We start from the raw sequence: 22,909 nt of genomic DNA, 5'->3' as shown, positions 1-22,909 counted from the left end.
TCTTTTCCACGCTTTGACGTCAGCCGGACACGGGATAATCACCATATTAAGCTGTACCGAAACAGGAAGCTCGTATCAGATGACTGACTCCGCGATCACCAAAAAAAGTAAGCGTTCCATCTGGATCCCGCTGCTGGTGTTAATCACGCTCGCCGCCTGCGCTACCGCGGGCTATAGTTACTGGCGCATGCAGCAGAAACCTTCTACTGCTGCGGCCAAAGCCGAACTGCCACCTCCGCCGGCACCGGTGTTCTTCCCGCTGGATACCTTCACCGTCAACCTCGGTGATGCGGATCGTGTGCTGTATGTCGGCATCACGCTGCGCCTGAAAGATGAAGCCACCCGTTCCCGACTGAACGATTACCTTCCGGAAGTGCGCAGCCGTCTGCTGCTGCTGTTCTCTCGTCAGGACGCTTCAACGCTTGCCACCGATGAAGGTAAGCAAAAGCTGGTCGACGCTATTAAGCAAACGCTGGCGACCCCGCTGGTGAACGGCCAACCTAAGCAGGAAGTCACTGACGTTCTGTATACAGCCTTTATTCTGCGGTAACGACATGGGCGACAGTATTCTTTCTCAGGCAGAAATCGATGCGCTGCTCAACGGCGACAGCGATAAGAGTGATGATCCGCAACCGGGCATTGGCGGCGATAGCGATATTCGTCCCTATGACCCGAATACCCAGCGTCGCGTGGTACGTGAACGTCTGCAGGCGCTGGAGATCATTAACGAACGTTTTGCACGTCAGTTCCGTATGGGGCTGTTTAACCTGCTGCGTCGTAGCCCGGATATCACGGTCGGTGCGATCCGCATTCAGCCGTATCATGAGTTTGCCCGTAACCTGCCGGTGCCAACCAACCTTAACCTGATCCATCTGAAACCGCTGCGCGGCACAGGTCTGGTGGTGTTTTCCCCAAGCCTGGTGTTTATTGCGGTGGATAACCTGTTCGGCGGCGACGGGCGCTTCCCGACCAAAGTAGAAGGTCGTGAATTCACCCACACCGAACAGCGCGTCATTAACCGCATGCTGAAGCTGGCGCTGGAGTCATACAGCGACGCGTGGAAGGCCATTAACCCGCTGGAAGTGGAGTATGTGCGTTCTGAGATGCAGGTGAAATTTACCAACATCACCACCTCTCCGAACGACATCGTCGTCAACACGCCATTCCACGTGGAGATCGGTAACCTGACCGGCGAGTTCAACATCTGCCTGCCGTTCAGCATGATCGAACCGCTGCGCGAGCTGCTGGTCAACCCGCCGCTGGAGAACTCACGTCATGAAGATCAGAACTGGCGTGAAAACCTGGTGCGCCAGGTCCAGCACTCACAGCTTGAGCTGGTAGCGAGCTTTGCCGATATTCCGCTGCGGTTATCCCAGATCCTGAAATTACAACCCGGTGACGTTTTGCCGATAGAAAAACCCGACCGCATTATTGCCCATGTGGATGGTGTCCCCGTGCTGACAAGTCAGTACGGCACAATTAACGGCCAGTATGCGTTACGCGTTGAGCACTTGATCAACCCGATTTTGAATTCGCTGAATGAGGAACAGCCCAAATGAGTGACATGAACAATCCGTCCGATGAAAACAGCGGAGCACTGGACGATCTGTGGGCTGACGCGTTAAACGAGCAAAAAGCGACCCCGGCCAAAAGTGCAGCGGATGCCGTCTTCCAGCAGTTAGGCGGCGGTGATGTCAGCGGTACGCTGCAGGACATCGACCTGATTATGGATATCCCGGTTAAGCTGACCGTTGAGCTGGGCCGCACCCGCATGACCATTAAAGAGCTGCTGCGTCTGACGCAGGGTTCCGTCGTGGCTCTCGACGGTCTGGCCGGTGAGCCGCTGGATATCCTGATCAACGGGTATCTGATTGCTCAGGGTGAAGTGGTGGTCGTGGCCGATAAATATGGCGTGCGTATCACCGACATCATTACCCCGTCTGAGCGCATGCGTCGTCTGAGCCGTTAAGAATGAAAACCCAGGCAACAGTATCACAACCTTCTGCCGTTCCCGGCTCACCGCTGCTCCAGGTGAGCGGTGCGTTGCTCGGTATTATTGCCTTTATTCTTATCGCCGCCTGGCTGGCGAAGCGTTTTGGCCTGGCGGGTAAAACCGCCGGGACGCGCGGTCTGAAGGTCAGCGCCAGTACAGCACTGGGTCCACGCGAGCGCGTGGTCATCGTAGACGTTGAGGACGCACGGCTGGTGCTGGGCGTCACCGCGTCAAACGTCAACGTTTTACATAAACTGCCGCCCGCCCCTGCTATCAGTGATGAGCGTGCAGAAGCCCCTGCGGATTTCCAGTCCGTCATGAAGAGTTTGCTTAAGCGTTCCGGGAGATCCTGATGCGCCGTTTGTTATCCCTGACGCTCGCGGGCGTTGGCCTGTTTGCTCCTGCGGTTTATGCGCAACTGCCCGGTCTGGTTTCAACCCCTCTGGCGGGCGGCGGACAAAGCTGGTCGCTCCCGGTTCAGACGCTGGTGTTCATCACCTCGCTGACCTTTATTCCGGCGATCCTGCTGATGATGACCAGCTTTACCCGCATCATCATTGTCTTTGGCCTGCTGCGAAACGCGCTGGGTACCCCTTCCGCGCCGCCGAACCAGGTGCTGCTGGGCCTGGCCCTGTTTTTGACCTTTTTTATTATGTCGCCGGTTATCGATAAGATTTATACCGACGCCTACCAGCCGTTCAGTGAAGATAAAATCTCCATGCAGGAGGCGCTGGAGAAAGGCGCGCAGCCGCTGCGTGAATTCATGCTGCGCCAGACGCGCGAAGCGGATCTGGCCCTCTTTGCCCGCCTTTCCAACACCGGGGAGCTGCAGGGCCCGGAAGCCGTGCCGATGCGCATACTGCTGCCTGCGTACGTCACCAGCGAGCTGAAAACCGCCTTCCAGATTGGCTTTACCATCTTTATCCCGTTCCTGATTATCGACCTGGTGATCGCCAGCGTACTGATGGCGCTCGGTATGATGATGGTACCGCCAGCCACCATTGCCCTGCCCTTTAAGATCATGCTCTTTGTGCTGGTCGATGGCTGGCAGCTGCTGGTTAGTTCGCTGGCGCAGAGTTTCTACAGTTGAGGAGCGCGCAATGACGCCAGAATCGGTCATGATGATGGGCACGGAAGCGATGAAAATCGCGATTGCCGTTGCCGCGCCGCTGCTGCTTGTCGCCCTGGTGACCGGTCTGATCATCAGTATTCTGCAGGCCGCCACGCAGATTAACGAAATGACGCTCTCGTTCATTCCGAAAATCATCGCCGTGTTCGTGGCAATCATTGTTGCCGGGCCGTGGATGCTCAATCTGCTGCTGGACTACATGCGTAACCTGTTTACCAATCTGCCGTACATCATCGGCTGACGCGACGATGCTCCATTTTACCAGCGACCAGTGGATTCAGTGGCTTGGGGTCTATTTCTGGCCCATGCTGCGCATTCTGGCGCTGATCACCACCGCCCCGATTCTGAGCGAGAAAGCGATCCCGAAGCGGGTCAAAGTGGGGCTGGGCATCATCATCACCATCATCGTTGCCCCTTCCCTGCCTCCGGTGAATATTCCGATCTTCTCGGCCAATGCAGTATGGGTGGCGTTGCAGCAAATTCTGATTGGCGTCGCGGTTGGTTTTACCATGCAGCTGGCCTTTGCGGCCGTGCGCACCGCCGGGGAACTGATCGGCCTGCAGATGGGGCTATCGTTCGCCACGTTTGTTGACCCCGGCAGCCACCTCAACATGCCGGTGCTGGCGCGCATTATCGATATGCTGGCGATGCTGCTTTTCCTGTCATTTAACGGCCATCTGTGGCTCATCTCCATGCTGGTGGACACCTTCCACACGCTGCCCATTGGGGAAAACCCGGTTAACAGCAATGCGTTCCTGGCACTCACCCGCGCCGCAGGGCTGGTGTTCCTCAACGGATTGATGCTGGCGCTGCCGATCATCACCCTGCTCCTGACCGTGAACCTGGCGTTGGGTTTACTCAACCGCATGGCCCCGCAACTGTCGGTGTTCGTCATTGGTTTTCCGCTGACGCTGACGGTGGGAATTTTATTAATGTCATTGCTAATGCCACTTATCGCCCCCTTCTGTGAGCATTTATTCGGCGAGATATTCAACCTCTTAGCGGATATTGTCAGCGAGCTGCCACGTAAATAATAGTCCTCACAGTTGATATTGTCTTTCTGAGGATATTCCTAAAATAAAACACGAAAAACATCTTCCAGGATATATCTGACGCGGTTTAATTGTTTCTAACCACCTCACAATACTTAATATTTACTTTACTTTAAGATGATTCCTGGCAAATTATACGTAACTTTACGGGATAGTGAGTCCGCCTGAAAGTCTTTGTCATGCTCACAGGTTTATTAATTTTTTCCATCCCGTATGGCTGTTTATGAGCTCTCAGGCAGATGGTGAATTATCGTTACGCATTGAGTGAGGGTATGCCATGTCAACGATCATTATGGATTTATGCAGCTACACCCGGCTAGGGTTAACCGGGTATCTGGCAAGCAGAGGGGTAAGAAAGAGAGACATCAACGACGCACACACCGTTGAGGAGCTCGCAGCCGCTTGTGATGAACTCAAACCAGGCGTGGTGTTTATTAATGAGGACTGTTTCATTCACGATCCAGCCAACAGTCAGCACATTAAGCAAATCATTAATCAGCATCCTAAAACCCTGTTTATTGTTTTTATGGCGATCGCAAATATCCATTTCGATGAGTATTTGTTGGTCCGTAAAAATTTATTGATCAGTTCTAAATCGATAAAACCAGAGTCGCTGGATGACATTCTGGGGGATTATTTGAATAAGGAAGTTAAGAATGTAGGAGCGGTTAACTTACCCACCCTATCATTAAGCAGAACTGAATCAAGCATGCTGCGAATGTGGATGGCCGGGCAAGGAACGATTCAAATTTCGGACCAGATGAATATTAAAGCGAAAACCGTTTCGTCACATAAAGGAAATATTAAAAGGAAGATTAAAACCCATAATAAGCAAGTGATCTACCACGTTGTCCGCCTGACCGATAATGTGACGAACGGGATTTTCGTCAACATGCGTTAGTTGCATAAGACCTTGAGTACCCTACACGATCTCTGGCCTGGCCAGAGATTTTTGCTTTTACGGGCGCTGTCGGGCACCCGATGCCGTGTTACTCCGCTTTTTCCACAAAGATGCCATCCGGATGCCCCAGTTCGTTAAAGAACCAGATGCCGAGCGGGTAGTCTTCCAGTGATACCAGATACATTGTACCTTCACTAAACTCTTCAATTGCCAGTACCACCCCCGGGCGGCGCGGTCCACCGTCCGTTTTGACAGTAACCCGATCGTTAACCTTCATACGTTCCTCCTGTGGTTTTGAGCCAGTGTAGAACAAAACGCAAAATCACACATCGCCACGGCGCGCGAATGGCGTTTTTGTGTTCAGTCTATAATCAATGTTGGACACGGTTGAATGAGGATCCCGAAATGAAGACCGATAAAGAGTACAGCGACACCATCAAACGCGAGGTCGAAGTGGATGTCGATGCCCTGTTGGCCGCCATCAATGAGATCAGTGAGTCAGAAGTTCGTCGTGCGGATGACAACTCTGACCGGGTCATCGTCAACGGAAGGGATTATCACACCTACCGTGAACTGGCCGAGGCCTTCGAGCTTGATATCCATGACTTTAGCGTGTCTGAAGCGAATCGTTAGGACGAAAAAAATCCCGGTCATGGGGATGGCCGGGATCAAACTTGCTTATGCAAGAAGCACTTGAAAATTCGTTACACCAGGAAATCTGATGTAGTCGAAACACTATCCTCAACGATTTTGCCTGACAAGCATATATTCTCGTGGCGAATATTATATTTTTTAAACGTGAATTTTTGTTATGAGCAGCAAGGTACGTCGAATGCGGGTTTGGCGGGATCGGTTCCGCGCGTTTCCCTTCCGACAGTCCTATTTTTTAGGAATATTCTTAGATGAAGCGCTATTCGCAATCGGGAGCTGCACGGCCCTCCCTGCAGGACACCCTGCTGGTTTTTTCCGACCTGGATGGTTCGTTGCTGGATATTCATACCTACGCCTGGCAGCCGGCAATGCCCTGGCTGGATAAGCTGCAGGATTTTCAGGTACCGCTCATTCTGTGCAGCAGCAAAACCGCAGCGGAGATGCAGGATATTCAGCAGGATCTGGGCCTCGAGGGGTTACCGTTTATTGCCGAAAACGGCGCGGTCATCCAGCCCGATGTCCGTTGGGAAAAGGCGCAGCGCCATACTATGGGAATGCTTCACCGCGACATTCGCCCGTTCATTGAGCAAATCCGCATGCAGGCAGGGTATAAATTCACCACCTTTGACGATGTCGATGACCGGGTGATCGGCGAATGGACGGGGCTGAGCCGCTATCGTTCGACGCTTGCGCGTAAACATGAAGCCTCTGTCACGCTCATCTGGCGCGACACCGATGAGAAAATGGTGCAGTTTGAAGAGGAGCTGGCGCAGCGCGGTCTGAAATGCCTGCAGGGTGCCCGCTTCTGGCACATTCTGGACGCCTGCTGCGGTAAGGACGTGGCGGTGAACTGGCTGATTGCGCAGTATCGCGAACAGGAAGGCATCATGCCCACGACGCTCGGGCTGGGCGATGGTCCGAATGATGCGCCCCTGCTCGACAGCGTCGACTTCGCGGTGGTGATCAAGGGCATTAACCGCCAGGGCATCACGCTGCGCGACGATAACCCTGCCCGGGTTTATCACACGCAGCAAGCAGGACCGGCGGGCTGGCATGAAGGGCTGGATCACTTCTTGTCCTGATCGTCCCACACCACCTGGTTGCGGCCGCGCTGTTTTGCCAGGTACAGCCGGGCATCCGCTATCGACTGCAGTTGTTCGAAGTCGTAATTCCCCTTCTCCTGCGCGCAGCTGATCCCCATCGACGCGCTGATACGCAACGTCGTGCTCTTTTTCACCAGGATCTCTTTGCTGTCGATGCGTGAGCGAATGCGTTCCGCCACCGCTCTCGCCTCCTCCAGCCCGATACCCGGCAGGACCACGCAAAACTCTTCCCCGCCCACGCGCCCGGCAACGTCGTTCTTACGCAGGGCGCTGGAAATCAGCCCCGCCGCATGGGACAGCACCTTATCTCCGGCCTGATGGCCGAAGCGGTCGTTGATGCTTTTAAAATAATCGAGATCGATCTGCACCACCGAGAACGGCAGCGACTGCGCCTGACATTGCCCGGCCAGCGCTTTTGCCCGCTCAAACAGCGCCCCACGGTTATGGAGGCGGGTGAGAGGATCGTGCCAGGCCTGCCACTGCAACGAGTGCTGGAGCGTGTACATGTTGCTGACCATCCGGCGGATCACCAGCCAGGAGATCAGCAGCATGGCGGTGAAGAGCGCCCACAGGAGCGCCAGCACGATACTGATGCTGCCGAAGTCGCCTTTTACCCCTTCATGCAGGGTATGCACCCGCAGGATAACCCCGTCAAAATGGTCGAGCCGCTCCCAGCTGACAAAACGGCTGCCGAGCCGGATCCCGCCGCCGGTATTGTTCTCAATAGCATGCGCAATCTGTGCCGTTTCACGCTCATCAAAATGGTTGGCCTCGCTTGTGGACGCTTCAGAAGAGGCAATCATATTGAGCCGGGTATCATACAGCTGATATTCGCCCTCGGCGTGGTCATCCGTCGCGTCGGCCAGCATCCGTTTCATGGTATTGAGAGAAAAATCCATCGCCACCACGCCGTACCAGTAATGGTCAAAATAGATGGGTACGCTTGCGGTGATCATGCGCTCGTTGCCCGTCCAGGTTGACGGCGAGGTGATAAACCACAGTACCGCGCGCGCACGGTTGTTACGTTCCGTTTGCTGCGTAAACCAGGGCTGGGTCACCAGATGGTAATAGCGCGGGATAATATCGGCAGTCTGTGTCGCTGTCTCCGTGGAAAGGTAAAACCCGGCGCGGGAGACATAGACCACACGTTCTTCGCTGCGCATGACCGGTGAGGCCAGCCTGAGCAAATACCCCACTTCAAGCGCAGCAGACACTTCATTATCGAGAAGTTCATCGTCGCGATTAAGCAGCGTGGTCTTTTCAACAAAGGCATCCGATACGCCGTTGATGGGCAGCGTACGTTTTGTATCCACGGCAAGTTGCCAGAAAGGACGAGACCGGTCTGCATTGAAGCGTGTCACCGCTGCACGCAGGACATCAAACGCCAGCGGCGTCTGGAGCGCATCGCGCATGCTCTGGCGAAAAAAAAGCAGTTTGTCCACGCTGAACTGAAGCTGTCTGTCCAGCGACGTGGCCACCGTTTCCAGATGGTTGCGCTGGCTTGAGATATAGGCATCTTCCAGCACCACCACTTCACGCCAGGTGAGGAGGGTCGAAAAAACCAGTACCACCAGAAAACAGAGATTAACAATCGCACCTGGATTGCTACGCTTATGCAGCCATTGCAGAAAAGTTCGTCTTACAACAAAAGTATCACGCTGCACACATACTCCCTGATCGCTTCCTTACACCCGATACTTGATATAAAAACGCCCGGCAAGGCCGGGCGTTAAGTGATTAAGCCTTGTCACGCTTTTGCCGCCCGTCACCCGGCTGAAGCTCATCTTCACGAAACGCTTCCCGCTTGATGCTGTAACCGTCATGCCACCGACACTCCACCATTCCGCTGGAATAGCCGGTGACAATCATACGTGGGCCGCCCTTCTTAGGCTTAACTTCATCACTGACCAAAAAGACCATACCTGCCTCCTGTATCAGGGTGAAACTTTTTCAATTTAGACGAGGAATGGCCTTTTTGCATCCTGGCGCGGGTAACAATTAGTGCGCCGTACCGCGCAGCTTTTCAACCAGCTTCACTGCGGCGACCACAATACTGCCCACAATAAAGCCCAGCACCAGATTAAGCAGCGTAGGCAGAATGGCCGCCACCACGGCGCCCTGCTGTGCAGCAAAATGTTCTATCGCATGGTGCAGCGGCGCAATACCGTGTACCACAATCCCACCGCCAACAAGGAACATCGCCAGCGTCCCCACCACGGAAAGACTCTTCATCAGCCATGGGGCGAGCACCAGCAGGCTTTTACCGATCCCTTTAGCTACCGCGCTCGATTTCGCTTCCAGCCAGAAGCCAATGTCATCGAGTTTAACGATAAGCCCCACCAGGCCGTAAACCCCCACCGTCACCAGAATGGCGATCCCGGAGAGGATCAGCACCTGATTCAGCAGCGGCGATTCAGACACGATACCCAGCGTAATGGCCACAATCTCCGCCGACAGAATAAAGTCGGTACGAACGGCGCCCTTGATTTTATCGCGTTCGAAGGTTTTTGGATCCTGCGCTGCCAGCGCTTCCAGACGCTGCTGGCGCATTTCTGGCGTGTCGTGCTTCTTCCTCGCGGCGAAGGAGTGCAGCACCTTCTCTACCCCTTCAAAGCATAAAAAAGCGCCGCCAATCATCAGCAGCGGCGTAATCGCCCAGGGGATAAAGGCGCTGATCAGCAGCGCCAGCGGCACCAGGATCACCTTGTTGAGGAATGAGCCTTTCGCCACGCCCCATACTACCGGCAACTCACGGTTAGCCCGCACCCCGCTTACCTGCTGCGCATTCAGCGATAAATCATCCCCCAGAACCCCTGCTGTTTTCTTCGCCGCCAGTTTTCCCATAACGGAAATATCGTCCAGCAAGGTGGCAATATCGTCCAGCAATGTTAATAAGCTACTTCCCGCCAAAATGACTATCCTTCTTTTTTTGCTAATTAAGTGAATAGTATGGAACAAAACCGCACACCCGGAAACAGGCACATTGCGTCAACAAAAATTTCACAGCAACTACACAATTAAAGGGCTCGCCAGCCCGGTAGTTTTGGCGTTTACTATGAGCGAACTTTTTATTTCGTCGTGAGGGACTATGCGTTTTCGGCACTTACTACCGCTCATCGGGGCGCTCTTTTCGCTGTATATCATCTGGGGGTCAACCTACTTCGTCATTCGCATTGGGGTGGAAAGCTGGCCTCCGCTGATGATGGCGGGTATCCGTTTTCTCTCGGCTGGCGTCCTGCTGATGGCCTTCCTGCTGCTGCGCGGACATAAACTCCCTCCGCTGCGCCCGATGCTGAATGCGGCGCTGATTGGCCTGCTGCTGCTGGCCGTGGGCAACGGCTTTGTCACGGTTGCTGAACATCAGAACGTGCCCTCAGGTATCGCGGCGGTGGTGGTCGCCACCGTCCCGCTGTTCACGCTCTGCTTTAGCCGTCTTTTCGGCATTCGCACCCGCAAGCTGGAATGGCTGGGGATTGGAATTGGGCTCGCCGGGATCATTCTGCTCAACAGCGGCGGCAACCTGAGCGGTAACCCGTGGGGGGCCGTGATTATCCTTATCGGATCCATGAGCTGGGCGTTTGGCTCCGTCTACGGTTCGCGTATTGAGCTGCCGTCCGGCATGATGGCGGGTGCCATTGAAATGCTTGCCGCAGGAGTTGTGCTGCTGATTGCCTCCATGCTGACGGGCGAAACGCTGACAACCATGCCGGATCTGTCTGGCTTCCTCGCCGTGGGTTATCTGGCGCTGTTTGGCTCCATCATTGCCATTAATGCGTACATGTTCCTCATCCGCAACGTCTCTCCGGCGGTCGCCACCAGCTACGCCTACGTTAACCCGGTGGTGGCCGTGCTGCTGGGAACGGGACTCGGCGGTGAAACGCTGTCGCCGGTTGAATGGCTGGCGCTGGGCGTAATTGTGTTTGCCGTGGTGCTGGTCACGCTGGGGAAATACCTGCTGCCCGCTAAGCCTGAGGTGGTGCCGTGTCAGGTGGAGAAACCGTAAACGGATGAATGCCCTGAGTGTCGATCTGCGCGGTCTGACCGCCGCCGCAGATCCACTCTTCAAGCCGTTCGGTCAGATCCCGATCGTTCAGCTTCAGTCTGCCGCGTAGCGCACACTCCCACACCACCAGCACCCGCCATCCCTGTTCGACAAGCGTGGCGATATCCCGCCGATCGCGCTGGACGTTTTTGCCAATCTTCTCCAGCCAGAAATCGGTGCGCGTCGCCGGGACTTTAAACAGGTAGCAGTCGTGACGGTGCCAGAAGCAGCCGTGGGTAAAGATAATGCACTCATAGGCATCAATGACGAAATCAGGACGCCCGGCAAGTGCGGCATCCTGCACCCGAAAGTCAAAGCCTGCCACAGTCAGTAGCCCGGCGAGGCGTTTCTCAATCGCCGTATCACGCGTGCCGATGGCACGCATGTTTTTACTGCGCGTCGCCTTATTGTGCACATCCGTCATTGACGGCCTCACTCTGGCGCAGGGCAACCGCCTGTTTAATGCGTGAGGACAGCAGTTTCGCCACCGCCGCAAAGGCGGGCACCACCACCGAGTTGCCAAACTGTCGGTAGGCCTGCGTATCAGAGACCGGAATGCGGAAGTTGTACCCCTGGGGCGTCTCAAACCCCATCAGCCGCGCGCACTCGCGTGGGGTTAAGCGACGTGGACGATGACGCTGGTTCTCAGGGTTATCAAAGTCTTTCTCGCCCAGCGCTTTGTCCCAACCACGATCGATCAGGATCTCCGCACCGTCTTTGTAATAGCGCGCGGACAGGGTGCGGGTGACACAGTGCGGATCGTTCGGGTTGACCAGGCCAAAACCAAAACCGTTGCCTTTTGCCTGATGCTTTTTGGCATAGCGATAGAGGTACTTCCACAGCACCGGGGTGAGGATAAATTTCGCGTCGACGGCGGGCTCCAGAAGATCGGCGACGGACGGACGGCGCGCCGGATAGAGCGACGGGATATCCCGCAGGGTAAAATCACCTTTCAGGTTGAGATCGCGGCGGAACCCGACCAGCACAATACGTTCCCGGTGCTGGGGCAGGAAGTATTTCCCGTCAATGATTTTCGGATCATCGGCACCCATATCCTGGGAATCCGCCACGTCGTAGCCCAGCTCATCCAGCGTCTGCATAATAATGCGGAAGGTTTTACCGCCGTCATGACTCTTTAAATTCTTGACGTTTTCCAGCACAAAAATGGCCGGACGGCGGGCATCGATAATACGGGCGACATCAAAAAACAGGGTTCCCTGCGTATCGCAGGCAAAACCGTGGGCACGTCCGAGGGCATTTTTCTTCGATACCCCGGCGAGCGAGAATGGCTGGCACGGGAAGCCCGCCAGCAGTACGTCATGCGCCGGGATGTTCTGGCGAATATGCTCGGCCGCCTCTTCATCGCTCACGCCGCTTTTATGGCTCAGCGTGACATCGCGGATATCCGCGTTGAACTGATGCGCATCCGGGTCACAATACCAGTTGGCTTTATAGGTGCGGACCGCGTGTTTGTTCCACTCACTGGTGAAGACGCACTGTCCGCCGATGGCTTCAAAACCGTGTCGAATGCCCCCGATACCGGCAAACAGATCGATAAAGCGGAAGGCATAATGGGGATGGGCGGCGGAAGGACGCGGAAGCAATGTTTGCAGATAACGAAACTCGCCGTCGCTCAGGCGATGCCCTGCCCGCTCGCTGGTGATAAGTCTTTTTATGATTGCCGGGCTCCAGTGGCCCTCACCGTGTGCCATGAGCTGGCTGGCGAGGGTTTTGGCATCATAGATATCCAGCAGCTGGCGCAGCAGCGCCTGCACCGTTGCCGTTGATTTCTCAGCCTGCTCAGGTGCGGGCTCACTCACTGATCGATTTTCCTGCATTCTTTTAACCGGACAATAAAGACTGGAAACAGATTACCACAGTTCAACGGTGCAAACTGCGGCGGAAGCGGCTCAGTACCTGGCTATCCAGCCCCAGGCAGTCACCCTGTAATTCGGCACTCAGTTTTGCCATAAACTGGATGAGAAAATCGGCGTTGTGGCGTGCCAGCTCGCGCCCCATTTCTGTTTGCATTGTATCAGGCAGGCGCAGCAGCTTGGTCTGAAAATGGTCGAGGGCAAACGCCCGGTCATCAGGGGTTCGCGCGTCAGCAAAGGGATCGTGTGCGTCAAAAAGCGGCACGCCCAGCGCCCCAGAAACGGCAAACACGCGCGCCAGGCCAATTGCCCCTAACGCTTCCAGCCGGTCAGCATCCTGCACAATTTTCGCTTCCAGACTCTGCGGCGCGATCCCGGCGCTGAAGCTGTGCGCCTCAATAGCATGCGCCACGGCATCATAATGCGCGGGGGGAAAGTCCGGGAAGTCGCGATGCAGGATCTCACGCGTTTTACGCGCTGCCAGCTGGGATGACTGGCCGCGTTCAGGATGGTTTTTCGGCAGGCTGACAATATCGTGGAAATAGCAGGCGGTCAGGATCACCAGCGGCTCGACCGCCTGGTTAGCCAGGATTTTTTGCGCCGTCATCCAGACGCGACGAAAGTGCGAAATATCATGCGCGGTGTCGTCGGTGGTGTGGTTTTCCCCGAGCCAGCGCTCAAAACGTTGCTGCCACTGCGTAAGTTCCATCATCACGTCCTGTTGTTAAAATGGTTACAATAGCAACTTTCCCGGACGCTATCACGAGTTGTCCTGACGGGGACGGGTGTACCACGCAATCCCGCCCAGGATCAGGCCGACCGTGCCCAGCACCAGAAACCCCAGCAATGCCCCAAGCCATTTGCCGCTGGTCGACCCCAAATCCCCTTCCACTGCTGCATTCGGCAGCGACGGTATTTTACTGATCACCCAGATATACCGGGCCATTGCCCAGACAAAGTAACCGCAAAAAGCGTAAAACACCCACAGGGCCAGTTTGCCTCCCAGGCTGCGTTCGATTTTTCGTTCCATCTTTCACTCCACGGTCACCGCCGTACCGTTTGCACATGCTTACTCTGGTTTTGTGATAATCGTCACATTTTGGCATTAAACCTTGTGCTGTGTGAAGGTTTCTGACGCTCAGTTTGCCTTAAGTTGATCCTGGGCAAGGTTACAGAAGAGGACGACTGGTGAGTGTTTAATCCGGAGAAATATAATTAAGGTTAATAATAGAATTTATAAAATAACCACGAAAAATACTTAACAATAATTAACCAATATATATTTCAAATTATAATTCACGAGAAAAATAAAGCGACACTTAGAAATATTTAGTAATGTTTTTACCCATTTAATTACATTTATTATTGAACTTAAACCCCCTCTCCTGGAATAGTATCGACGCTGTAGTTGCGGAGCGTGATTACATATATTCATATAAATTATCTCTAAAGGGAATATATAATGAAAAGAAAAGTATTGGCCATTCTTGTACCCGCGTTATTAATGGCTGGGGCAGCAAATGCCGCTGAGATGTACAATAAAGACGGTAATAAAGTTGACCTGTACGGTAAAGTCGATGCACGTCATACCTTCTCTGACAACCCTGGCGACGATGGCGATGAAACCTATGTGCAGGTTGGCTTCAAAGGTGAAACTCAGATCACCAACGATCTGATCGGTTACGGCCAGTGGGAATATAAAACCTACGCAAATAATACTGAGTCCGCCGGTGATAAATCCTTTAACCGTCTGGCCTATGCGGGTCTGAAATATGGCGAATACGGTTCATTTGATTATGGCCGTAATTATGGTGTCGTCTATGACGTAGAAGCCTGGACCGATATGCTGCCGGTATTTGGTGGTGATTCCTACACCTGGACTGATAACTTCATGAATGGCCGTGCTAACGGTCTGGCAACCTACCGTAATACGGATTTCTTTGGTCTGGTTGAAGGTCTGAATTTTGCGCTGCAATATCAGGGCGCGAATGAAGGCCAGTTTGCTCAGGAAGATCAGGAAGGAACCAAAAACGGTCACGAAGATGTACGGTTCCAGAATGGTGACGGCTTCGGTATGTCTACCACCTATGATTTCGATTTCGGCCTGAGCCTGGGTGCGGCCTACTCTTCTTCTGACCGTACGAATAAACAAGTTGCTTATGGTGCAGGTAACTACAACCGCTATAGCCCATATGCAGGTGGTGAACGTGCAGAAGCCTGGACCGTTGGCGCGAAATACGATGCTGAAGGTGTTTACCTGGCGATGATGTATGCAGAAACCCGTAACATGACACCATATGGTGATTTTGGTATCGCTAATAAAACTCAGAACTTTGAAGCCGTAGCCCAGTACCAGTTCGATTTTGGCCTGCGTCCGTCTCTGGCATGGGTTTACTCCAAAGGCAAAGACATTGGCGGTAACGATTACAATACTGGTAATGGTTACGACTATGTGGATCAGGACCTGGTCAATTACATCGACCTTGGCATGACCTACACTTTCAATAAAAACTTCTCCACCTATGTTGATTACAAAATCAACCTGCTGGACAACGATGATCGCTTCTATAAAGACAATGGCATCTCCACTGATGACATCGTTGGCGTAGGCATGACCTACCAGTTCTAATCCCCCAAAACACCAAAGGCCGCAATCGCGGCCTTTTTTTATTCCTGCGCGCTCTATTACGGCGCTTCCTGCAACGCCACACGAATGAACCCGTTATTCTGCGCAAGCAACTCATGCGCTTTCCAGGCATCCAGCCCGGTCAGCACCATCAGCACCGCCGTTTTGCAGTTATGGTTACAGCTCTCCAGCGCGGCTTTTGCTACCGCTCGGGTGCATCCCCCCGCTTCCATCACTATCGCGATTTGCCGTTCAGCCCACTGGGTGCTGCTCGCCTCCAGATCCACGCGCAGGTTGCTGTAAACCCGCCCGGTGCGGACGGCCAGCCCGGTGGTCACCATAGAGAGGATCATTTTCTGCGCAATGGCCGCTTTGGTATTCAGATACCCGGCAACCACATCCGGGCCCAGCTCTGGCGCAATCACCATACTTGCCAGTTGCGCCGCTTCGCTTTGCGCATTATCGGTAATCACCGCCACCGGTGAACCGAGCGACCACGCATGCCGCATGGCGCCCCAGACCCACGGCGTTTTTCCGCTTACGGTGACCGCCAGCATCATATCGTGCTCGCCAAAGTTAATCGCCTGCAGGTCGGCAACGCCGCGCTCGTAGCTTGTCGCATCGTCGTCCGCCGTGATGGCAATCACCGGGGTTTTACCCGGGGCATACTCATCCGCCGCCTGTTTCGCCACACAGCCGGACGGCCCCGCGCCAACCATAACCAGACGCCCCCCGTGGCTCAGGGTCGCGGCGGCGTTATCCACCACACGGGCAATAATGGGTAAAAAAGGGGTGATTGCAGCGGAGATAAGTGCATCATCCTGGTGAATAACTTTCAGCATGTCCAGCGTGGACAATCTATCGATATTCATCGTGCTGGCGTGCCGTCTTTCCTTGACCGAACCGGTAAGCATAATGCTCATAAACAGCCTCCTTATTATGAGTACCCACACACTATAAAGTGTTTTATATGGATGACATGCGAGGAGGGTCACGAAAAGCGGAGCAAATGCATGCTTTTACACAGCTTTAAGAAAAGCGCGTCATCGGCGATAATTACCCCTTTCTTCTTCATCGCGGAGTGTTGATGAGCGATTTGCAGCCCTTTCCCCAGACGCGCAAGCGCCCCATGAAACTGAACACGCTGGTCACGTTGATGGTGTGCGCGATCATCGCCTCTGTGCTGCTGCTGGTCTTTGCACTCTATTCAGTGCAGATCACCCGGGCGACCCGCGATGACGTCAAAGATACGGCGCTGGGTATTGCCCGAACACTGGCGAACAGCCCGGAGATCCAGCGTGGCCTGATGCAACCGCCGCAGGCCGATATCATCCAGCCCATCGCCCAGGGCGTTACAAAACGCAACGACCTGCTGCTGACCGTGGTCACCGACATGCGCGGTATTCGCTATTCGCACCCGAACGAAGCGCTGATTGGTCTGCATTTTATCGGCGACGATCTGAACCCGGCGCTGGAAGGGAAAGAGAACGTCTCCGTTAACCGGGGCGCGCTCGCGGAAGCCCTTCGCGTATTTACGCCCGTGTATGACAGCCAGCACGAGCAGATCGGCGTGGTGGTGGTCGGCATCTCGCTTAAAAAAGTGGAAGACCAGATCGCCCGCGGGCGACTCAACGCCGTCTGGACCATTTTGTTCAGTATCTTTATGAGCTCCATGGCGATCTGGGGACTGGTTCGCGTTCTGAAACGCATCCTGTTCGGGCTGGAGCCGTATGAAATCTCCGCGCTGTTTGAGCAACGGCAGGCGATGCTGCAGTCGCTGCGCGAAGGAGTGTTAGCGGTCGATATTCATGGCCGCGTGACGATGATAAACCACACCGCCAGAGAGATATTGCTCCTGCCCTCCGGCAAGCAGACCGAAAACGCCAGCGCCCCCCTGCTGGCCAGCCTGCGTGAGGTGTCAAAGACGGGCATCGCGCGTCAGGATCAGGAGATCAGCTGCAACGGACGGCTGCTGCTGTGCAACATGGTGCCGGTGAAAAGCCAGGAGCGGGTGATAGGCGCCATCACCACCTTCCGCGATAAAACCGAAATCAGCCAGCTGATGCAGCGCATCGACGGCATGGTGAATTACGTCGATGCCCTGCGCGCCCACACGCACGAGTTTATGAACAAACTGCACGTGATCCTGGGCCTGCTGCATATCAAGCGCTACGACAAACTGGAAGAGTACATCCTGCTGACAGCGCACAATTATCAGACGGACATTGGCACCATCCAGAGCAAGGTGAAATCCCCGGTGATTGCCGGGTTCCTGCTGGGTAAAATCAACCGGGCGAAAGAAGCGGGGATCACCCTCACCCTGGCGGATGAGTGCCAGATACCGGATACCGCCAACGAAGAGCAGGTCGCGGTGCTGGTTACCGTGCTCGGTAACTTGATTGAAAACGCGCTGGACGCGATGGAGGGCCAGCAGGAAGGCGAAATCACCCTGCTGCTGCACTATCAGAATGGCTGGCTCAGCTGTGAAGTCAGCGATGACGGCCCGGGAATTGATCCCGCCCAGCTGGAGACTATTTTTACTAAAGGCTTCTCAACAAAAGGTGAAAACCGGGGCGTTGGGCTGTTCCTTGCCCGCCAGCAAATTCAGAACCTGGGCGGTGATATCACTGTCGAATCTGAACCTGGCGTATTTACCCAATTTTTTGTTCACATCCCCTGGGATAGCGAGAGGAATATCGCGTGATAAATGTATTAATTGTCGATGATGACGCCATGGTAGCCGACCTCAACCGTCTGTATGTTAACCGTGTTGAAGGCTTTAGCTGCTGCGGCGTCGCCTCCACGCTGAACCAGGCCGAGGCCATTATTAACAACCCTGCCCAGCCGGTTGATCTGGTGCTGCTGGATGTCTACATGCAGCAGGATAACGGGCTGGATCTGCTGCCGGTGATCCGCGCCTCCGGTCGCCCAATCGATGTCATTATGATCTCTTCGGCTGCGGACGCCGCGACAATCCAGACCTCTATCCATTACGGCGTGGTGGATTATCTGATTAAACCGTTCCAGTTCCCGCGCTTTGAAGAGGCGCTGAACGGCTGGAAGGCAAAGCACAGCCTAATGGGCTCGCACCAGTATTATGAGCAGGCGGACGTCGACAGGCTGATCCACGGCGGCGCGCCGGAGCTGGCAGACAGCAAAAAGCTGCCAAAAGGGTTAACGCCGCAAACGCTGCGCACTATCTGCCAGTGGATTGACGCTCACCCGGAGACCGAGTTTTCCACCGATGACCTGGCCAGTGCAGTGAATATCTCGCGCGTCTCCTGCCGCAAATATCTGATCTGGCTGGCGCAAATCAATATTCTGTTCACCAGCATTCACTACGGCGCTACCGGGCGCCCGGTATATCGTTACCGTCTCCAGCCCGAGCAGACAGGCCTGCTCAAACAGTACTGTCAGTAATGCGATAGCTGTTATCCAGCAAGGTAAAGCGGAAGTGGTGCGCTGAAGAGAGCACCACTTCTTTTGTTTTGGTCACAAAAATCGCTTCAATATCAGGTCGCGCGCGCAGCACCGCGCAGCCTTTCTCCACGCCCATGCCGTACATCAGCGTGGTCCAGATATCCCCGTCGATGGAATCGTTTGAAATGATGGTCACGCTGTCCAGTTCGTTATCAAGCGGATACCCGGTACGCGGGTCAAGGATATGGTGGTAGCGCCTGCCGTTTTGTTCAAAGTAGCGTTCATAGGTTCCCGACGTCACCACGGAGCGGTTCTCTACCGTCATCGCGCCGATCAGCTCATCACCCGCAAACGGTTTTTTAAGCCCCACGCTCCAGCCCCCCTCCGGCGAGCCCAGCGTCTGGATATTGCCCCCGAGGTTGATCAGCCCGAGTTCAGCGCCCTCTTTGCGCAGATAATCCCGCACTCTGTCAGCGATATAGCCTTTGGCGATGGCGCCCAGATCGATCTCCATCCCTTTTTGGATCAAAAAGACGCTACTGCTGGCCTCGTCCAGCACCACATCCTCAGGACGGGTAATCGCCAGCAAGGCGGCGATGTCTTCAGCGGGCGGCACGCTGTCGCCGCGAAAGCCGATTTTCCACCGTTTCACCAGCGGGCCAATCGCCAGGTTAAACGCGCTGTCCTTGAGCAGGCTCGCCGCTTTTGCGCAGCGGATCAACTCAAACACCGGACGGCTGACGGCAACCGGATGCTGACCGGCCGCATGGTTGATATCCATCACCTGCGAATGCGCACGGTTAACGGTAAGCAGATCTTCGTACTGTTTGATCAGGCGAAACACGCGGGAGGCGAGGGCTTCGTCATGGGAAAAGAGTTTGAGGAGAATGGGCGATCCCATCAGGACGGCGGAATAACTGTAAACGCGATGGTCATCAGGCATAGCATGAGTCCTCAGATGTAGCCCCGGCAAGCACCGCGCCGCCAGGGAAAATGCCGGATAACGCTGCGCGTATCCGGCATACAACACAGGGGTCTTACTGCTTTTTCGAACGCATAGCCGCCTGATGTCCTGCAAGCGTACCAAAAATAATGATATCTGCCACCGCGTTACCGCCGATACGGTTACCGCCGTGGATCCCGCCGACCACTTCACCGGCCGCAAACGCCCCTGGCAGCACGTTGTGGTTGCTGTCCAGCACGCAGGTTTCGGTGTTGATGGTCACGCCGCCCATGGTGTGGTGCACGCCCGGCGCAATCTGAATGGCGTAGAACGGCCCTTCGTTGATGGGCGCACGCAGCGCGGTGGTACGGCCAAAATCATCGTCATGCTGTTTTTCAACAAAGCCGTTGTAGCGCTCAAGGGTCGCCAGGAAAGCGTGGTAATCCATACCCAGCGCCTCGGCCAGGGCTTTTGGCGAGCTGGCGCTGGTCACAAAGCCTTTGGCGATGTACTCATCCGCCGCTTTGTTTTTGGCACGAACGTGCTCGTCAAAGACGATATACGCGTATTTCTCCGGCAGTGCGATGATTGAAGCCGAGACTTTATCGCGAGTTTCCATTTCATTGAAGAAACGGTTCCCCTGCTGGTTCACCAGAATCGCTCCGCCGCCGCGAATGGATTCGGAAATCAGGTACGAGGTTTTCTGCTCAACGGTTGGGTGGATCTGGATCTCGCCCATATCTACCGTACCGGCACCGATGCGTTCCAGCAGCGCGATACCGCCGCCGGTTGCCCCTTTGTGGTTGGTGGTGACAAAACCTTCCAGGTCAGGGCGGTATTTCACCACCATCTGGCTGTTGGCGCTGAAGCCACCGGTGGCGACAATGACGCTTTTAGTGGTCACGGTGAGGGTTTCGTTCTCTTCTGTGGTCAGACGCACGCCGGTGACTTCACCGTTTTCGAACAGGATGTCGCTGACGGACGTATCAAGCATTACGTCGATGTTGCGTTTGTTGACGTTACGCACCAGGCCGCTGATCAGATAGCCGCCTACCGCAGAGCCGTCTTTTGGACGGTGCGTACGGTCAATGCTCATCCCGCCGGTGGTGGTGATGTCATTCAGCATAATGCCGCGGGTTGCCAGCCATTCAATCGCCTGCGGCGCATTCTCCACGAAGCGGCGCAGCAGTTCCGGGTTGTTCTTGTTACCGCCCCCTTTCAGGCTCTCCTGGTAGAACAACTCTTTGCTGTCCTGGATCCCTTTCACCCGCTGGAAGCGCGTCTCGGCGGCATTCATCCCGGCAGAAGCTTTGATGGTGTTCCCGCCGATGGTTGGCATCTTCTCAACGATCAGCACGCTCGCGCCCTCATCGTGGGCCTGAATGGCTGCGGCCAGACCGGCACCGCCGCTACCCACTACCACCACATCCACGCAGCGGGTCGCGTTCGGGTCAGCGCCCTCTTCTGCCGCCAGCGCTTTGCTGGATTTCAGCATCGCTTTAGAGACCGCTTTTTTCACCGCTTCACTCTGGCTGGTTGCACCCGTGATGGCATCCACGTGCGGGGTGTTGGCGTCCAGAATGCGGGTGCGGATCTCTTCAAAGCTGGTGACAAACTCAACGTCTTCGCTCGGGCCAGACGCCAGCGCAATATCGGCGATGCGATCGGTTTCCAGGCTAACGTTGATTACCAGTTCGTTAACATCGTCCTGCACCTTCTCAGTGAACATGCCTGGTTTGAATTTTGATTCGCCCATGCTCATATCGCGGATCATCGCTTCCACCAGCGAGAAGCGCCACAGTGGTTCAGGAATGCTCAGATCTTCGCGTTTGGTGCTGTCCATAAACAGCTCCAGACTCTCACCGGCCGCGATCCGGTCAGTCCAGTCCGGGTAAGCGATGGTGGCGCGGCCCACGGCAATCAGGTCGTAACCGCTATCCAGCGCCTCGTTAACGTCTGCGGCATTCACCACGCCGCCGACACCCATCACCGGAACCTGAGCCAGGGTTTCAGAACGCATGGCGCAATATTTTTTGATGAGCGGGGTTGGGTCCTGGGTGTCGACAATGGAAGGACGCAGGGTCGCCCCCACGGAGAAGTGCAGATAATCCACACCGCGCGCCGCCAGTTTTTCCAGCAGGTACATGGTGTCTTCAAAGCGGATACCCGGGACTTCCAGCTCTTCAGGGGAGAAACGGTAGCCAATAATGAACGCGTCGTCCGCGTACTGGCGCACCATTTTGTGCGTGATATCCAGCACCGCCAGCGAGAATTTAGCGCGGTTATCGCGGCTGCCGCCCCACTCGTCGTCGCGCTGGTTAGAGTTCGGGGAGTAGAACTGCTGAATCAGGTAGGTATTTGCGCCGTGAATTTCAACCCCGTCGAAACCGGCCTGGATGGCACGGCGTACGGCTTCACCAAACTTGCCGATCATGCCTTCCACTTCTTCACCGGTCAGGGCAACCGGCGTGGCGGCCCCATCACGCGGCGCGGCAACGGCGCTTGGGCCAACCGGCGTGCGGCCACCGATCAGTTTTGGATCGACCATACGGCCGCCGTGGTAGATCTGCAGCAGGGCTTTCGAGCCTTTGGATTTAATGGCGTCCGCGATTTTCGCCAGCCCGGCGATTTTCTCGTCGTTATCGATACCAATCGCGCCGGGGAACGCAAGGCCGAGGTCATCGATAAAGCAGCATTCAACAATAATGGTACCAATGCTGCCGGAACGGGCCCGATAGTACTCCACCAGCTCGCTGGTGACCGTGCCGTCGTAATAGCCGGTACAGGTGGTCATGGGTGCCATTAACAAACGGTTTTTCAGTTCAGTGCCATTCGGTAATGTGAAGGGGCTCAGAATACGTTCGTTAGTGCTCATAATTGAAACTCCAAACTTTAAAAATTAAGAATTCGTTATCGGATTGATTTTTTTATTTCGTCGTTATTTGCCGATGTCATGATATTAATATAATGATTTTTTTAGTTTCTAAAGTTATTACGTTAGTTAAAAAACTATTTAATCCCTGCGATAACACAAATAACACATTGGTGTTAGCGATTGTAATTTAACTATTCACAATAATTTAAAATTCGTTAAATAACGAATGGTAAAACCATTTCACCAAAACCAAGAAATCCCATATAAATCAATCAGATAAAAATTATCAAAACTCAACAT

At 54.7% G+C, this 22,909-nt stretch carries 24 protein-coding genes and 1 pseudogene; 14 read left to right on the top strand and 11 right to left on the bottom strand.

Annotated features, from left to right (window positions below):
- The first annotated feature begins 79 nt into the window (after positions 1 to 79).
- The 8 genes and pseudogenes from fliL (at position 80) to rcsA (ending at position 5,075) form a co-directional block, all read left to right on the top strand.
- On the top strand, positions 80 to 550 hold the full coding sequence (gene fliL / locus AK59_RS0108615; RefSeq protein ID WP_014832480.1) for a flagellar basal body-associated protein FliL: 471 nt from the start codon (positions 80 to 82) through the stop codon (positions 548 to 550).
- Positions 551 to 554: 4 nt separating this feature from the next.
- A complete protein-coding gene (gene fliM / locus AK59_RS0108610; RefSeq protein ID WP_013097736.1) occupies positions 555 to 1,559 on the top strand; it encodes a flagellar motor switch protein FliM in 1,005 nt (334 codons plus the stop codon).
- Positions 1,556 to 1,969 carry a flagellar motor switch protein FliN gene (gene fliN / locus AK59_RS0108605; protein ID WP_008500318.1) on the top strand — a complete coding sequence of 138 codons (414 nt, stop codon included), beginning with the start codon at positions 1,556 to 1,558 and terminating at the stop codon, positions 1,967 to 1,969. Before fliM ends, fliN begins: the two co-directional genes overlap by 4 nt.
- A 2-nt stretch (positions 1,970 to 1,971) precedes the next feature.
- On the top strand, positions 1,972 to 2,346 hold the full coding sequence (gene fliO / locus AK59_RS0108600; RefSeq protein WP_029882569.1) for a flagellar biosynthetic protein FliO: 375 nt from the start codon (positions 1,972 to 1,974) through the stop codon (positions 2,344 to 2,346).
- The gene (gene fliP / locus AK59_RS0108595) at positions 2,346 to 3,083 is read left to right on the top strand and encodes a flagellar type III secretion system pore protein FliP (RefSeq protein ID WP_013097738.1); all 738 of its coding nucleotides are present in this window, start codon (positions 2,346 to 2,348) and stop codon (positions 3,081 to 3,083) included. Before fliO ends, fliP begins: the two co-directional genes overlap by 1 nt.
- Before the next feature lie 10 nt (positions 3,084 to 3,093).
- On the top strand, positions 3,094 to 3,363 hold the full coding sequence (fliQ, locus tag AK59_RS0108590) for a flagellar biosynthesis protein FliQ (protein WP_008500315.1): 270 nt from the start codon (positions 3,094 to 3,096) through the stop codon (positions 3,361 to 3,363).
- Between the two features lie 7 nt (positions 3,364 to 3,370).
- Positions 3,371 to 4,172 (top strand): annotated as a pseudogene (fliR, locus tag AK59_RS0108585) (flagellar biosynthetic protein FliR).
- A gap of 279 nt (positions 4,173 to 4,451) precedes the next feature.
- Positions 4,452 to 5,075, top strand: a complete 624-nt coding sequence (rcsA, locus tag AK59_RS0108580) for a transcriptional regulator RcsA (protein ID WP_013097740.1) — start codon at positions 4,452 to 4,454, stop codon at positions 5,073 to 5,075.
- 88 nt (positions 5,076 to 5,163) lie between these two features.
- On the opposite strand, the gene dsrB is transcribed toward rcsA, so the two are convergent.
- Positions 5,164 to 5,352, bottom strand: a complete 189-nt coding sequence (gene dsrB, locus AK59_RS0108575) for a protein DsrB (protein ID WP_013097741.1) — start codon at positions 5,350 to 5,352, stop codon at positions 5,164 to 5,166.
- Between the two features lie 128 nt (positions 5,353 to 5,480).
- Between dsrB and yodD the strand changes: the two genes are divergently transcribed.
- Both yodD and AK59_RS0108565 read left to right on the top strand, forming a co-directional pair.
- Positions 5,481 to 5,708 (top strand): YodD family peroxide/acid resistance protein, encoded by a 228-nt coding sequence (yodD, locus tag AK59_RS0108570; RefSeq protein ID WP_029882567.1) that lies wholly within the window; start codon positions 5,481 to 5,483, stop codon positions 5,706 to 5,708.
- Between the two features lie 269 nt (positions 5,709 to 5,977).
- Positions 5,978 to 6,808 (top strand): mannosyl-3-phosphoglycerate phosphatase-related protein, encoded by an 831-nt coding sequence (locus AK59_RS0108565; RefSeq protein ID WP_029882566.1) that lies wholly within the window; start codon positions 5,978 to 5,980, stop codon positions 6,806 to 6,808.
- On the opposite strand, the gene dgcQ is transcribed toward AK59_RS0108565, so the two are convergent.
- The 3 genes from dgcQ to AK59_RS0108550 form a co-directional block, all read right to left on the bottom strand.
- A complete protein-coding gene (dgcQ, locus tag AK59_RS0108560) occupies positions 6,793 to 8,493 on the bottom strand; it encodes a cellulose biosynthesis regulator diguanylate cyclase DgcQ (RefSeq protein ID WP_029882565.1) in 1,701 nt (566 codons plus the stop codon). The genes AK59_RS0108565 and dgcQ overlap by 16 nt on opposite strands.
- A gap of 73 nt (positions 8,494 to 8,566) precedes the next feature.
- On the bottom strand, positions 8,567 to 8,749 hold the full coding sequence (locus AK59_RS0108555) for a YodC family protein (RefSeq protein ID WP_013097745.1): 183 nt from the start codon (positions 8,747 to 8,749) through the stop codon (positions 8,567 to 8,569).
- Positions 8,750 to 8,827: 78 nt separating this feature from the next.
- Positions 8,828 to 9,748 carry a DUF808 domain-containing protein gene (locus AK59_RS0108550; RefSeq protein WP_170942733.1) on the bottom strand — a complete coding sequence of 307 codons (921 nt, stop codon included), beginning with the start codon at positions 9,746 to 9,748 and terminating at the stop codon, positions 8,828 to 8,830.
- A 169-nt stretch (positions 9,749 to 9,917) separates the two neighbouring features.
- On the opposite strand from AK59_RS0108550, the gene yedA reads away from it, so the two are divergent.
- Positions 9,918 to 10,832, top strand: coding sequence for a drug/metabolite exporter YedA (gene yedA, locus AK59_RS0108545; protein ID WP_029882563.1), 915 nt, complete (start codon positions 9,918 to 9,920; stop codon positions 10,830 to 10,832).
- Here yedA and AK59_RS0108540 read toward each other — a convergent pair.
- The 4 genes from AK59_RS0108540 to drpB form a co-directional block, all read right to left on the bottom strand.
- Positions 10,792 to 11,295 carry a very short patch repair endonuclease gene (locus AK59_RS0108540; protein ID WP_029882562.1) on the bottom strand — a complete coding sequence of 168 codons (504 nt, stop codon included), beginning with the start codon at positions 11,293 to 11,295 and terminating at the stop codon, positions 10,792 to 10,794. The two genes, yedA and AK59_RS0108540, sit on opposite strands and share 41 nt — an antisense overlap.
- On the bottom strand, positions 11,276 to 12,691 hold the full coding sequence (locus tag AK59_RS0108535) for a DNA cytosine methyltransferase (RefSeq protein WP_029882561.1): 1,416 nt from the start codon (positions 12,689 to 12,691) through the stop codon (positions 11,276 to 11,278). The genes AK59_RS0108540 and AK59_RS0108535 overlap by 20 nt, the downstream gene beginning before the upstream one ends.
- 61 nt (positions 12,692 to 12,752) lie before the next feature.
- Positions 12,753 to 13,454: a phosphohydrolase gene (locus AK59_RS0108530; protein ID WP_029882560.1), complete on the bottom strand. Its 702-nt coding sequence runs from the start codon at positions 13,452 to 13,454 to the stop codon at positions 12,753 to 12,755.
- A 51-nt stretch (positions 13,455 to 13,505) separates the two neighbouring features.
- Complete coding sequence (gene drpB, locus AK59_RS0108525; protein WP_029882559.1) at positions 13,506 to 13,775, bottom strand: cell division protein DrpB; 270 nt, start codon at positions 13,773 to 13,775, stop codon at positions 13,506 to 13,508.
- 432 nt (positions 13,776 to 14,207) lie between these two features.
- On the opposite strand from drpB, the gene ompC reads away from it, so the two are divergent.
- Positions 14,208 to 15,374 (top strand): porin OmpC, encoded by a 1,167-nt coding sequence (gene ompC / locus AK59_RS0108520; RefSeq protein ID WP_029882558.1) that lies wholly within the window; start codon positions 14,208 to 14,210, stop codon positions 15,372 to 15,374.
- A gap of 56 nt (positions 15,375 to 15,430) precedes the next feature.
- Here the strand turns inward: ompC and AK59_RS0108515 are convergent, their stop codons facing one another.
- On the bottom strand, positions 15,431 to 16,294 hold the full coding sequence (locus AK59_RS0108515) for an N-acetylmuramic acid 6-phosphate etherase (RefSeq protein ID WP_013097753.1): 864 nt from the start codon (positions 16,292 to 16,294) through the stop codon (positions 15,431 to 15,433).
- Between the two features lie 164 nt (positions 16,295 to 16,458).
- Between AK59_RS0108515 and AK59_RS0108510 the strand changes: the two genes are divergently transcribed.
- Complete coding sequence (locus AK59_RS0108510) at positions 16,459 to 18,075, top strand: sensor histidine kinase (RefSeq protein ID WP_029882557.1); 1,617 nt, start codon at positions 16,459 to 16,461, stop codon at positions 18,073 to 18,075.
- Complete coding sequence (dcuR, locus tag AK59_RS0108505) at positions 18,072 to 18,791, top strand: two-component system response regulator DcuR (RefSeq protein ID WP_013097755.1); 720 nt, start codon at positions 18,072 to 18,074, stop codon at positions 18,789 to 18,791. The genes AK59_RS0108510 and dcuR overlap by 4 nt, the downstream gene beginning before the upstream one ends.
- Here dcuR and AK59_RS0108500 read toward each other — a convergent pair.
- Both AK59_RS0108500 and AK59_RS0108495 read right to left on the bottom strand, forming a co-directional pair.
- Complete coding sequence (locus AK59_RS0108500) at positions 18,772 to 19,734, bottom strand: FAD:protein FMN transferase (RefSeq protein ID WP_029882556.1); 963 nt, start codon at positions 19,732 to 19,734, stop codon at positions 18,772 to 18,774. The genes dcuR and AK59_RS0108500 overlap by 20 nt on opposite strands.
- Before the next feature lie 94 nt (positions 19,735 to 19,828).
- Complete coding sequence (locus tag AK59_RS0108495) at positions 19,829 to 22,609, bottom strand: flavocytochrome c (protein WP_029882555.1); 2,781 nt, start codon at positions 22,607 to 22,609, stop codon at positions 19,829 to 19,831.
- Positions 22,610 to 22,909: the final 300 nt, after the last annotated feature.

The sequence above is a fragment of the Enterobacter sp. T1-1 genome, from assembly GCF_000710795.1.
Taxonomy (GTDB): Bacteria; Pseudomonadota; Gammaproteobacteria; order Enterobacterales; family Enterobacteriaceae; genus Enterobacter; species Enterobacter cloacae.
Note: the sequence above shows the minus strand (reverse complement) of the source record. Positions and strands in the feature narration are given on the sequence as shown.

Bases quoted from the DNA above. Each gene is read 5' to 3' on its own strand.
- fliL (WP_014832480.1), top strand. From the start codon at position 80: ATGACTGACTCCGCGATCACCAAAAAAAGTAAGCGTTCCATCTGGATC.
- fliM (WP_013097736.1), top strand. From the start codon at position 555: ATGGGCGACAGTATTCTTTCTCAGGCAGAAATCGATGCGCTGCTCAAC.
- fliN (WP_008500318.1), top strand. From the start codon at position 1,556: ATGAGTGACATGAACAATCCGTCCGATGAAAACAGCGGAGCACTGGAC.
- fliO (WP_029882569.1), top strand. From the start codon at position 1,972: ATGAAAACCCAGGCAACAGTATCACAACCTTCTGCCGTTCCCGGCTCA.
- fliP (WP_013097738.1), top strand. From the start codon at position 2,346: ATGCGCCGTTTGTTATCCCTGACGCTCGCGGGCGTTGGCCTGTTTGCT.
- fliQ (WP_008500315.1), top strand. From the start codon at position 3,094: ATGACGCCAGAATCGGTCATGATGATGGGCACGGAAGCGATGAAAATC.
- rcsA (WP_013097740.1), top strand. From the start codon at position 4,452: ATGTCAACGATCATTATGGATTTATGCAGCTACACCCGGCTAGGGTTA.
- dsrB (WP_013097741.1), bottom strand. From the start codon at position 5,352: ATGAAGGTTAACGATCGGGTTACTGTCAAAACGGACGGTGGACCGCGC.
- yodD (WP_029882567.1), top strand. From the start codon at position 5,481: ATGAAGACCGATAAAGAGTACAGCGACACCATCAAACGCGAGGTCGAA.
- AK59_RS0108565 (WP_029882566.1), top strand. From the start codon at position 5,978: ATGAAGCGCTATTCGCAATCGGGAGCTGCACGGCCCTCCCTGCAGGAC.
- AK59_RS0108555 (WP_013097745.1), bottom strand. From the start codon at position 8,749: ATGGTCTTTTTGGTCAGTGATGAAGTTAAGCCTAAGAAGGGCGGCCCA.
- yedA (WP_029882563.1), top strand. From the start codon at position 9,918: ATGCGTTTTCGGCACTTACTACCGCTCATCGGGGCGCTCTTTTCGCTG.
- AK59_RS0108540 (WP_029882562.1), bottom strand. From the start codon at position 11,295: ATGACGGATGTGCACAATAAGGCGACGCGCAGTAAAAACATGCGTGCC.
- AK59_RS0108530 (WP_029882560.1), bottom strand. From the start codon at position 13,454: ATGGAACTTACGCAGTGGCAGCAACGTTTTGAGCGCTGGCTCGGGGAA.
- drpB (WP_029882559.1), bottom strand. From the start codon at position 13,775: ATGGAACGAAAAATCGAACGCAGCCTGGGAGGCAAACTGGCCCTGTGG.
- ompC (WP_029882558.1), top strand. From the start codon at position 14,208: ATGAAAAGAAAAGTATTGGCCATTCTTGTACCCGCGTTATTAATGGCT.
- AK59_RS0108515 (WP_013097753.1), bottom strand. From the start codon at position 16,294: ATGAGCATTATGCTTACCGGTTCGGTCAAGGAAAGACGGCACGCCAGC.
- AK59_RS0108510 (WP_029882557.1), top strand. From the start codon at position 16,459: ATGAGCGATTTGCAGCCCTTTCCCCAGACGCGCAAGCGCCCCATGAAA.
- AK59_RS0108500 (WP_029882556.1), bottom strand. From the start codon at position 19,734: ATGCCTGATGACCATCGCGTTTACAGTTATTCCGCCGTCCTGATGGGA.
- AK59_RS0108495 (WP_029882555.1), bottom strand. From the start codon at position 22,609: ATGAGCACTAACGAACGTATTCTGAGCCCCTTCACATTACCGAATGGC.